Source organism: Escherichia sp. TW09308 (assembly GCF_000208565.1).
Lineage (GTDB): Bacteria > Pseudomonadota > Gammaproteobacteria > Enterobacterales > Enterobacteriaceae > Escherichia > Escherichia marmotae.
The window spans coordinates 4108093-4119001 of sequence record NZ_AEME01000001.1 but is presented as its reverse complement, the minus strand read 5'-3'; the positions used below and the strand labels follow the sequence as shown (position 1 = coordinate 4119001).

13 protein-coding genes are annotated in these 10909 nt (G+C 49.6%); 5 read left to right on the top strand and 8 right to left on the bottom strand.

Annotated features, from left to right (window positions below; all coding sequences use genetic code 11):
- Positions 1-45: 45 nt before the first annotated feature.
- Positions 46-489 carry an acetyltransferase gene (locus ESM_RS0119945; RefSeq protein WP_000236743.1) on the bottom strand — a complete coding sequence of 148 codons (444 nt, stop codon included), beginning with the start codon at positions 487-489 and terminating at the stop codon, positions 46-48.
- Positions 490-645: 156 nt separating this feature from the next.
- On the opposite strand from ESM_RS0119945, the gene metA reads away from it, so the two are divergent.
- The 5 genes from metA to birA all read left to right on the top strand — a co-directional run bounded on the left by metA (position 646) and on the right by birA (position 6875).
- A complete protein-coding gene (metA, locus tag ESM_RS0119940; protein WP_001122799.1) occupies positions 646-1575 on the top strand; it encodes a homoserine O-acetyltransferase MetA in 930 nt (309 codons plus the stop codon).
- A 268-nt stretch (positions 1576-1843) separates the two neighbouring features.
- Positions 1844-3445, top strand: a complete 1602-nt coding sequence (aceB, locus tag ESM_RS0119935; protein ID WP_000193602.1) for a malate synthase A — start codon at positions 1844-1846, stop codon at positions 3443-3445.
- 29 nt (positions 3446-3474) lie between these two features.
- Entirely contained in the window at positions 3475-4779 is a 1305-nt protein-coding gene (gene aceA, locus ESM_RS0119930; RefSeq protein ID WP_000857846.1) for an isocitrate lyase, read from the top strand.
- A 105-nt stretch (positions 4780-4884) separates the two neighbouring features.
- A complete protein-coding gene (murB, locus tag ESM_RS0119925; RefSeq protein ID WP_001016702.1) occupies positions 4885-5913 on the top strand; it encodes a UDP-N-acetylmuramate dehydrogenase in 1029 nt (342 codons plus the stop codon).
- Positions 5910-6875, top strand: a complete 966-nt coding sequence (gene birA / locus ESM_RS0119920) for a bifunctional biotin--[acetyl-CoA-carboxylase] ligase/biotin operon repressor BirA (protein WP_000654622.1) — start codon at positions 5910-5912, stop codon at positions 6873-6875. The genes murB and birA overlap by 4 nt, the downstream gene beginning before the upstream one ends.
- A gap of 218 nt (positions 6876-7093) precedes the next feature.
- Here birA and ESM_RS01000000125400 read toward each other — a convergent pair whose 3' ends face one another.
- The 7 genes from ESM_RS01000000125400 to traX form a co-directional block, all read right to left on the bottom strand.
- A complete protein-coding gene (locus ESM_RS01000000125400; RefSeq protein ID WP_000083819.1) occupies positions 7094-7354 on the bottom strand; it encodes a replication regulatory protein RepA in 261 nt (86 codons plus the stop codon).
- Positions 7355-7592: 238 nt separating this feature from the next.
- The gene (locus tag ESM_RS0119910) at positions 7593-8183 is read right to left on the bottom strand and encodes a DUF2726 domain-containing protein (protein WP_000766819.1); all 591 of its coding nucleotides are present in this window, start codon (positions 8181-8183) and stop codon (positions 7593-7595) included.
- Positions 8184-8221: 38 nt separating this feature from the next.
- On the bottom strand, positions 8222-8431 hold the full coding sequence (gene hha / locus ESM_RS01000000125395; protein ID WP_021573170.1) for a hemolysin expression modulator Hha: 210 nt from the start codon (positions 8429-8431) through the stop codon (positions 8222-8224).
- 45 nt (positions 8432-8476) lie between these two features.
- Complete coding sequence (locus ESM_RS0119900) at positions 8477-8938, bottom strand: thermonuclease family protein (protein ID WP_000978818.1); 462 nt, start codon at positions 8936-8938, stop codon at positions 8477-8479.
- Positions 8939-9183: 245 nt separating this feature from the next.
- Positions 9184-9396 carry an ANR family transcriptional regulator gene (locus tag ESM_RS01000000125390; RefSeq protein ID WP_001299730.1) on the bottom strand — a complete coding sequence of 71 codons (213 nt, stop codon included), beginning with the start codon at positions 9394-9396 and terminating at the stop codon, positions 9184-9186.
- Positions 9397-9531: 135 nt separating this feature from the next.
- Positions 9532-10092 (bottom strand): fertility inhibition protein FinO, encoded by a 561-nt coding sequence (locus ESM_RS0119895; protein ID WP_000139344.1) that lies wholly within the window; start codon positions 10090-10092, stop codon positions 9532-9534.
- A gap of 54 nt (positions 10093-10146) precedes the next feature.
- A complete protein-coding gene (gene traX / locus ESM_RS0119890) occupies positions 10147-10893 on the bottom strand; it encodes a conjugal transfer pilus acetylase TraX (protein WP_000205754.1) in 747 nt (248 codons plus the stop codon).
- Positions 10894-10909: the final 16 nt, after the last annotated feature.

Here is a 10909-nt window from a genome sequence, read left to right as displayed (position 1 = left end):
GCCTTATCTGTCCTGCGCAGGGTTACGGTAGGGGTCAGCAGCGCATTATTCCCCCACATACGCCAGATTCAGTAGCGGATACGGTTTCCCCAGCTCGTCGACTTCCGAACGCCCGGTAACTTTAAATCCCATCTTCTTATAGAATCCTACTGCTTGCTCATTTTGCTCATTAACGTTGGTTGTCAGTTCCGTGGCCATCGAGAGCGCATGTTCCACCTGTAGTCGACCTACGCCATACCCGCGCGCATCAGAATCGACAAATAGCGCATCCATATGCTGCCCGCTTAGCAACATAAACCCAATCGGTTGATCCCGCTCATTAACCGCAACCCACAGCGGTGCTTCTGGCAGAAACGAACTCACCAGCTCTTCCAGTTCGACCCGATAGTCTGCAGACAAAAAATGGTGGGTAGCATCGACAGAACGACCCCAGATCGAAACCAGTTTTTCCCCTTCCTCATGCCGTGAACGGCGAATTCTAATAACCATTTCCACTCCTTTTATTCATGCTTATATTCTAACTCAGCCTTTTTCTTGAAACTTTCTCACCTTGAACATGCAGGCTCGACATTGGCGAATTTTCTGGTTATCTTCAGCTATCTGGATGTCTAAACGTTTGAACGTATGTAGTGAGGTAATCAGGTTATGCCGATTCGTGTGCCGGACGAGCTACCCGCCGTCAATTTCTTGCGTGAAGAAAACGTCTTTGTGATGACAACTTCGCGCGCGTCTGGTCAGGAAATTCGTCCGCTAAAGGTGCTTATCCTTAACCTGATGCCGAAGAAGATCGAAACTGAAAATCAGTTTTTACGCCTGCTTTCAAACTCTCCTTTGCAGGTCGATATTCAGTTGTTGCGCATCGATTCTCGCGAGTCGCGCAACACGCCTGCAGAGCATCTGAACAACTTCTACTGCAACTTTGAAGATATACAGGAACAGAACTTTGATGGTCTGATTGTAACTGGAGCGCCGCTGGGTCTGGTGGAGTTTAATGACGTCGCTTACTGGCCGCAGATCAAACAGGTATTGGAGTGGTCGAGAGATCACGTCACCTCGACATTATTTGTCTGTTGGGCGGTTCAGGCCGCGCTTAATATTCTCTACGGTATACCCAAGCAAACCCGCACCGACAAACTTTCGGGTGTATACGAGCACCACATTCTCCATCCTCATGCGCTTCTGACGCGTGGATTTGATGATTCATTTCTGGCACCGCATTCGCGATATGCAGACTTTCCGGCAGCGTTGATTCGTGATTACACCGATCTGGAGATTCTGGCAGAGACAGAAGAAGGGGATGCGTATTTGTTTGCCAGCAAAGACAAGCGCATTGCCTTTGTGACGGGCCATCCCGAATACGATGCGCAAACACTGGCGCAGGAATATTTCCGCGATGTAGAAGCCGGACTAACTCCGGATGTACCGTATAACTATTTCCCGCATAACGATCCGCAAAACAAACCGTGTGCGAGCTGGCGTAGTCACGGTAATTTGCTGTTTACCAACTGGCTCAACTATTACGTCTACCAGATTACGCCATACGATCTACGCCACATGAATCCAACGCTGGATTAATCTTCTGCGGCGATCGATCGTTAAGCGATTCAGCACATTACATCAGGCACCTTCGGGTGCCTTTTTTATTTCTGAAACGTCACTCATCAAGTGAATTAATTTTATTATTATTGTTATCAATAAGTTAATTGATAATTAAATTAAAAATGGAAATTGTTTTTGATTTTGCATTTTAAATGAGTAGTCTTAGTTGTGCTGAACGAAAAGCGCACAACGATCCTTCGTTCACAGTGGGGAAGTATTCGGATCCATGACGAGGAGCTGCACGATGACTCAACAGGCAACAACAACCGATGAACTGGCTTTCATAAGGCCGTATGGCGAGCAGGAGAAGCAAGTTCTCACCGCCGAAGCGGTAGAATTTCTGACTGAGCTGGTGACGCATTTTACGCCACAACGCAATAAACTTCTGGCAGCGCGCATTCAGCAACAGCAGGATATCGATAACGGGACGTTGCCTGATTTTATTTCGGAAACAACTTCCATTCGAGAAAGTAATTGGAAGATTCGCGGAATTCCTGCGGACTTACAAGATCGCCGGGTAGAGATAACCGGACCCGTTGAGCGCAAGATGGTGATTAACGCGCTAAACGCTAATGTGAAAGTCTTCATGGCTGACTTCGAGGATTCACTGGCCCCGGACTGGAACAAAGTGATCGACGGGCAAATTAACCTGCGCGATGCGGTTAACGGCACCATCAGTTACACCAACGAAGCAGGTAAAATTTATCAACTCAAGCCCAATCCGGCGGTTTTGATTTGTCGGGTACGCGGCCTGCACTTGCCGGAAAAACATGTTACCTGGCGTGGTGAAGCAATCCCTGGCAGCCTGTTTGATTTTGCTCTCTACTTCTTCCACAACTACCAGGCGCTGCTGGCAAAGGGCAGTGGTCCTTATTTTTATCTGCCAAAAACTCAGTCCTGGCAGGAAGCTGCATGGTGGAGCGAAGTCTTCACTTACGCAGAAGGTCGCTTTAACCTGCCGCGCGGCACCATCAAGGCAACGTTACTCATTGAAACCTTGCCTGCTGTATTCCAGATGGATGAAATCCTTCACGCACTGCGCGACCATATTGTCGGTCTGAACTGCGGTCGCTGGGATTACATCTTTAGCTATATCAAAACATTAAAAAACTATCCCGATCGCGTCCTGCCAGATCGCCAGGCAGTGACAATGGATAAACCGTTCCTCAGTGCCTATTCACGTCTGCTGATTAAAACCTGCCATAAACGCGGTGCATTCGCGATGGGCGGCATGGCGGCCTTTATCCCGAGTAAAGATGAAGAGCGCAATAATCAGGTGCTCAACAAGGTAAAAGCGGATAAAGCACTAGAAGCCAACAACGGTCACGATGGTACGTGGATCGCCCATCCAGGCCTTGCTGATACCGCAATGGCGGTATTTAACGACATCCTCGGCTCTCGTAAAAACCAGTTAGAAGTCCTGCGCGAGCAAGATGCACCGGTTACTGCCGAACAACTGCTGGCTCCTTGTGACGGTGAGCGTACCGAAGAAGGCATGCGCGCCAATATTCGTGTGGCCGTGCAGTACATCGAAGCATGGATCTCCGGCAACGGCTGTGTGCCGATTTATGGTCTGATGGAAGACGCAGCAACGGCAGAGATTTCCCGCACCTCTATCTGGCAATGGATCCACCATCAAAAAACGTTGAGCAATGGCAAACCGGTGACCAAAGCACTGTTCCGCCAGATGTTGGCTGAAGAGATGAAAGAGATTGCCCATGAATTGGGCGAACAACGTTTCAATAGTGGGCGCTTCGATGATGCTGCTCGCCTGATGGAACAGATCACCACTTCCGATGAGTTAATTGATTTCCTGACCCTGCCAGGCTACCGCCTGTTAGCGTAAACCACCACATAACTATGGAGCATCTGCACATGAAAACCCGTACACAACAAATTGAAGAATTACAGAAAGAGTGGACTCAACCGCGCTGGGAAGGTATTACCCGCCCATACAGCGCGGAGGACGTGGTGAAATTACGCGGCTCGGTCAATCCGGAATGCACGCTGGCACAACTGGGCGCGGCAAAAATGTGGCGACTGCTGCACGGTGAATCGAAAAAAGGCTATATCAACAGCCTCGGCGCACTGACTGGCGGTCAGGCGCTGCAACAGGCGAAAGCGGGTATTGAAGCGGTTTACCTGTCTGGCTGGCAGGTAGCGGCGGATGCTAACCTGGCGGCCAGCATGTATCCGGACCAGTCACTTTATCCGGCAAATTCAGTGCCAGCGGTAGTGGAGCGGATCAATAACACCTTCCGTCGAGCTGATCAGATCCAGTGGTCCGCAGGTATTGAGCCGGGCGATCCGCGTTATGTTGATTATTTCCTGCCGATCGTTGCCGATGCTGAAGCCGGTTTTGGTGGTGTCCTGAATGCTTTTGAGCTGATGAAAGCGATGATTGAAGCCGGTGCAGCGGCAGTTCACTTCGAAGATCAGTTGGCGTCAGTGAAAAAATGCGGTCACATGGGCGGTAAAGTGCTGGTGCCAACCCAGGAAGCGATCCAGAAACTGGTCGCGGCGCGTCTGGCTGCGGATGTTACAGGAGTTCCGACCCTGTTGGTTGCTCGTACCGATGCCGATGCGGCGGATCTGATCACCTCCGATTGCGATCCGTACGACAGCGAATTCATCACTGGTGAACGCACTAATGAAGGTTTCTTCCGTACCCATGCGGGCATTGAACAAGCTATCAGCCGTGGCCTGGCTTATGCGCCGTATGCTGACCTGGTTTGGTGTGAAACCTCTACGCCAGATCTGGAACTGGCGCGCCGTTTTGCCGACGCTATTCATGCGAAATATCCAGGCAAGCTGTTAGCCTACAACTGCTCGCCGTCGTTCAACTGGCAGAAAAATCTCGACGACAAAACTATTGCCAGCTTCCAGCAGCAATTGTCGGATATGGGTTACAAATTCCAGTTTATCACCCTGGCGGGTATCCACAGCATGTGGTTCAACATGTTCGACCTGGCAAACGCCTATGCGCAGGGCGAGGGGATGAAGCATTATGTTGAGAAAGTGCAGCAGCCGGAATTTGCTGCTGCGAAAGATGGCTACACCTTCGTTTCTCACCAGCAGGAAGTGGGTACGGGTTATTTCGATAAAGTGACGACCATTATTCAGGGTGGCACATCGTCGGTTACCGCACTGACCGGCTCTACCGAAGAATCGCAGTTCTAAGCAACCGACAATTGTTGTTGGAAAACTCTTCCTGTCGTTATATCTACAAGCCATCCCCCCGCAGATACGGTAAACTAGCCACGTTTTTGCATCAGGAAAGCAGCTATGAACCACTCCTTAAAACCCTGGAACACCTTCGGCATTGATCGCAATGCGAAGCACATTGTATGCGTGGAAGACGAAAAACAACTACTCAATGCCTGGCAGCATGCAACCGCAGAAGGACAGCCAGTTCTTATTCTGGGTGAAGGAAGTAACGTACTTTTCCTGGAAGATTACTGCGGAACGGTGATTATCAACCGGATCAAAGGTATTGAAATTAACGATACGCCTGATGCTTGGTATTTACATGTTGGGGCGGGAGAAAACTGGCATCATCTGGTGAAATACACTTTGCAGCAAGGTATGCCCGGTCTGGAAAATCTGGCATTAATTCCGGGCTGTGTCGGCTCATCGCCTATCCAGAATATTGGTGCTTATGGCGTAGAATTACAGCGAGTTTGCGATTATGTTGACTGCGTTGAACTGACGACAGGCAAGCAAGTGCGCTTAACAGCTAAAGAGTGTCGTTTTGGTTATCGTGACAGTATTTTTAAGCATGAATATCAGGATCGCTTCGCCATTGTAGCCGTAGGTCTGCGCCTGCCAAAAGAGTGGCAACCTGTACTGACCTATGGTGACTTAACTCGTCTGGAGCCTTCAACGGTGACACCACAGCAAGTATTTGATGCGGTGTGTCATATGAGAACTACAAAACTTCCCGATCCAAAAGTGAACGGTAATGCCGGTAGTTTCTTCAAAAATCCTGTTGTTTCAGTCGAAATGGCTAAAGCGTTACTGGCACAATTTCCAACGGCACCTAATTACCTCCAGGCGGATGGTTCAGTAAAACTGGCTGCTGGCTGGCTCATCGATCAGTGTCAGCTAAAAGGGGCACAGATTGGCGGGGCTGCGGTACATCGTCAACAGGCGCTAGTTCTTATTAATGAAGGCAATGCGAAAAGTGAAGACGTCGTACAACTGGCACATCACGTAAGGCAGAAAGTCGGTGAAAGATTTAACGTCTGGCTTGAACCCGAAGTCCGCTTTATTGGTGCATCAGGTGAAGTGAGCGCAGTGGAGACAATTTCATGAAGGATAATACTGTTCCACTGAAATTGATCGCCCTGTTAGCGAACGGCGAATTTCACTCCGGCGAGCAACTGGGTGAAACGTTGGGAATGAGTCGGGCGGCTATTAATAAACACATTCAGACACTGCGTGACTGGGGTGTTGATGTATTTACCGTTCCGGGCAAAGGATACAGCCTGCCTGAACCAATCCAGTTACTTAATGCCGAACAGATATTGAGTCACCTGGATGGTGGTAATGTTGCAGTGTTACCGGTGATTGATTCTACGAACCAGTACCTCCTTGACCGTATAGGAGAGCTTAAATCGGGCGATGCCTGTGTCGCAGAATATCAGCAAGCGGGTCGTGGTCGCCGTGGGCGGAAATGGTTTTCTCCTTTTGGCGCAAACTTATATTTATCAATGTTCTGGCGTCTGGAGCAAGGCCCTGCTGCGGCGATTGGTTTAAGCCTGGTTATCGGTATCGTGATGGCGGAAGTACTACGCACGCTGGGAGCTGATAAAGTTCGTGTTAAATGGCCAAACGACCTCTATCTGCAGGATCGCAAGCTGGCGGGTATTCTCGTTGAACTGACGGGCAAAACCGGCGATGCGGCACAAATTGTCATCGGTGCCGGGATCAACATGGCCATGCGTCGAGTCGAAGAGAGTGTCGTTAATCAGGGATGGATCACCTTGCAAGAAGCGGGGATCAATCTGGATCGTAATACTCTGGCAGCCACGCTTATACGTGAATTACGGGCGGCGCTGGAACTCTTCGAGCAAGAAGGACTTACTCCTTATTTGGCTCGTTGGGAAAAACTGGATAATTTTATTAATCGCCCAGTGAAACTTATCATTGGTGATAAAGAAATATTTGGGATTTCGCGCGGGATAGATAACCAAGGTGCATTATTGCTTGAACAGGATGGGATAATTAAACCCTGGATGGGCGGTGAAATATCGCTACGAAGCGCAGATAAATAAAAAAAGGGAGCAATAGAGCAACAGCTTCTATGCAGTTTCTTGTTAGCCCCGATAATCTTTCTCACTCGCCAAAGTTAAAGAAGATTATCGGGGTTTTCACTTTTCTGGCTCCTGTAAATCCACATCAGAACCAGTTCCCTGCCACCTTATGGCGTGGCCAGCCATAAAATTCCTTAAACGATCAGTAATCTAGCATGCTACGCCACAAAGTAAAGTCTTTACTTTAGTATATCCAGTCTCTGCAGTTCATCTTTGATGATTTTCTCAACGAACTGAGCCTGTGTTATCCCCTCTCTCTCGCAGTACTCAACCATGAGATCTTTCAGAGGATTTTTGACAAAAACTTTTATCTCTTTGTGTGTAAGACGTTTTCTTGCAACAGCGGCCATTTGTTTCTCAGAGTCAGTCATAGGCTTACCTCTGCGCACAAACCGCTTTTGACTCAATGAGGAAGTCACTGCATTTTCTGTCTGCGACATCTCGCCTCCTCAATACTCAAACAGGGATCGTTTCGCAGAGGATACTACAGTTTTTTGAAATCAGCGACTTGAGAATTGTGACGAAGATCTGTGTTGGCGCACAAATCAACGGGGATTACTGTCGTTTAATGTGATTTAAACTGTGAAATAGTAGGTTTTCAGTTATGGAAACGCCGGGAGCGGGGAAAACTTGCTTTTTCCCGTTTCCGGGGTTGGACAACTGAGCAACGCGAAGGCGTCAGCTACGATGTTCCGGTGACAGCTGATCAGCCCCTGTTGTATTCAGCCATTCTCCGGTCATCTGCAGCAGTTTTCTGGTATCGTGGCTTCTGAGCAACGGAATACCAGCCTGCCTCAGAACCTCTTCCAGAAGAATATCCCGGCGTCTGCGTTCCGGTCGTAAATGGCTGGCATCATCCAGCTCTACTGCTGCAACAATACTGAACGAACGCCGCTCAACGATAACCACATCAACATGCCACTGAGACACCATCCTGAATAACTGCCACCACTGGCGTGATCGTGGCCGGATATTCCCGTTCAGCTGGACGATATCCGCGACCCGTACCTGCGGACACAGATACCACCGTTTCATATCCACAATTCTGAACAGTCCTTTCATAAAACTGACTTCCCTTTCTGTCAGCAGCGTCTTCTGACGTTGCCAGTATTCACCGCTGGACAGTATTCGCTCTGCATCACCGGTCCGTATACCTGCCGCATGCAACTGCATCAGCAAAGGAGAATGCTGATTTACACTTCTGAGGATAATCCGGATAAGTAACGCTGCAATAATCAGAACAATGAGAATAAAAATAATCAACTTCATTATTTATCTGCTCCTGGCAATTAATTATTGATGAATTATTACCTTACATATTTCCATATCTCTTTTGGTATCCTGTCATATAACTTTCCGGTGATTAACTCCGCCAACCAGTGGTCTGCTGCTGAATTAAATGACTCACGTTCACTGTTTGATAAACTGTCTCTGTTTTTATGAATAATTTTTTCCAGCGTATTGACTGATGAACATCGCCGTAACTGATACAGCCATTCCTGTTTTGTTTTTGCCATTTTTATTCCCGCTGAGAACAAATGAATGATAGGATTGCCATCGCTTTATTTACGGTGCCTCCATATCCAGGGGGGAACCGGATCAGCATCTGACCAGAGCCCACGTTTTTGTTGTCTGGCTTCGTTCTGAAGGACAGGCAGCACGGGATCTGTGTTGTACTGCTCATATACCCAGGCAGCCCCGGCCCGAACCATAAACTGATTAATATTCATTCCGTCTGGTGCATAAACCTGCCCGAGAATACGACCATAACGATCTCGCTGAAAATATGTGACGGTAACCGTTTTTCCTGCGACCAGTGATTTCATCATGTCTGTTGACCACCGGCCATAATCCTGTTTCTTTTCCGGTGCATCAATATTTACCAGCCTGATCCGCACCGCCTTCCGTGAGTCCATGACCTCGATGGTATCACCGTCCAGTACACGAACAACCCGTCCATGAATATCTGCAGACAATACCGGCCATGAAAAGATAAATAATACCAGTGGAATATATTTCATCATGTTATTCTCCATATCAGATAAATGGCACCTGTATTTCAGGCATCCTGAATATTGCAGCACACAATGAATAACACCTTATTTTGTGAAATAAATCACAAAATATAAAATCACGACTTAATACGGAAAAAACTCTGTGCTACTCAGAACTGTCCGGTCATACTGCCCGACCGGATATTAAAAAAAGCAAATCTCATAAACTCCTTTCAGCCTTCTGACTTCTGGTGTAATGAAGGCTGCTTTTTTCGTTACACCCTTCCCCGGCAGCGCCGGTGGCAGTGTTCAGCCCTTTTCCGGGCAAACTGTTGCCAGTCTGTCCGGGGAGCTATGCAGGCAGCCCGTCGCCATGCTTCTGCCGCTTCCATCCAGCGTCCACTGACCTCCAGAATAACGGCCCGCCCGCCGGCACGCTGGTAACGCCAGACCTGACCGTTCCGTGAACTGTTTCTGAATCCATTCATTTTTCTGCTCCTCCCTTTTAGTCGTCAGTATTATTGTGGTAAATAATTCAGTGGACTGGCTTCCTTTCGGGTACGGAAGTTATTTCCTTTTAAGCCTTATTGTTTCAGCCTCCCCGGTTTCCGGGGAGGCTTTTTTTATTTCCCATCAAGCACGGCCTGAAGTTCTGCCTTTGTCCGGTTCTGGCGGCGAATTTTCTCCAGACGCCCTGCCGCATACGCTTCCTCCTCCTGAGAAATATGCTCCGTCACATACCCTTCCGTGTCATACCGGCAGGCACCGGCTTTCATGGCACACAGATAGCTTTCTGAACGGGTGATGGCCTTCAGCGCCCTGCGCAGTTTTTTATGCGAGAGCGGGATATTCCGCTGCGCCACGTCTTCCAGTAACACGTCCCGGATACCGCAGGCCAGAAGCCGGGGGGTGTCACCGTCAAATAATCCCGGCCACCAGGGCTTCAGGGTATTCACGGCCTCATCCAGCGTGGGCAGGTTCAGATAAATGGACAGTGCCTGTCTGGCCTGCGCTTTTTTTGCCGCCAGCTCAGCTTCCCGGGCCGCTTTCTCCGCCAGCTTCTGCTTTTTCACCTTCCATTTTGGTGGCGTGGTGACATTGATGATGGTTTTCCGGCTGCGGACAGGCGTCTCTCCTTCTGTTTTCCGCTTCAGTGTCAGTACCGGTCGCTTCTGCTCTGTCATGCTGTGTTCTGCCTCTGACGAATCATCCTGTTACGGTCAAAGATACCACACCCGTTACAGCGCCAGAACGCCCAGCACAGCCAGATGACAGGCATAGAACGTCGGGAAAAAATCTCCGGGCCAGAAACGGGGTAATGATTTCCCTGCACAGGACACCAGACCAACGGTCAGCACCGTCATCACAAGGCCGGCTACAGCCGCCGCATCACTGGTAGCAAGGTTAAGCGCCGGAATCACGGCCAGCAGGCATGCAACCAGCGCCAGACGTTCCGTTCTGTCTTCCGCCCGGTACAGCCGGTGGCTGACTGCCAGCATCAGCAGCCCGGCAATGCCGTAACTGGTGCCGGACAAAGGCCCCCACAGTGCCATCATGAGAATGGCCGCTGCAGTACGCCACAGGCTGCGCGTTTCACACCATGTCAGCACCTGTGCCGCCACTGCAAAGGCAAACAGGATATTCCCCTCATACCAGGGAAAGCCGGCCAGATAATATGCGAACTGGGCAATCACCGCCCAGCCCCACAGCCGGTTAATGGCCGGTTGCCTGATATGCGCATGGCGGGACAGATTCAGCCCCCACACCAGGGCAAACAACGGAAAGGCTCCACGCCCGGCCAGAAACATCCACGTCTGATCCAGATGCAGAATGCGGTTTGCGTGGTCCAGTACCATCAGCACCAGTGCCACCGTTTTGATGATATCCCGCTGTCCGGGTGACCAGACCAGCAACGACTGCAACCAGGTATCGGTCCGGGCAGCCAGTGAATCGTTACGTGTCGTGTTCGTGTTATCCGTTGTCATCAGCGTTTATCTTCCT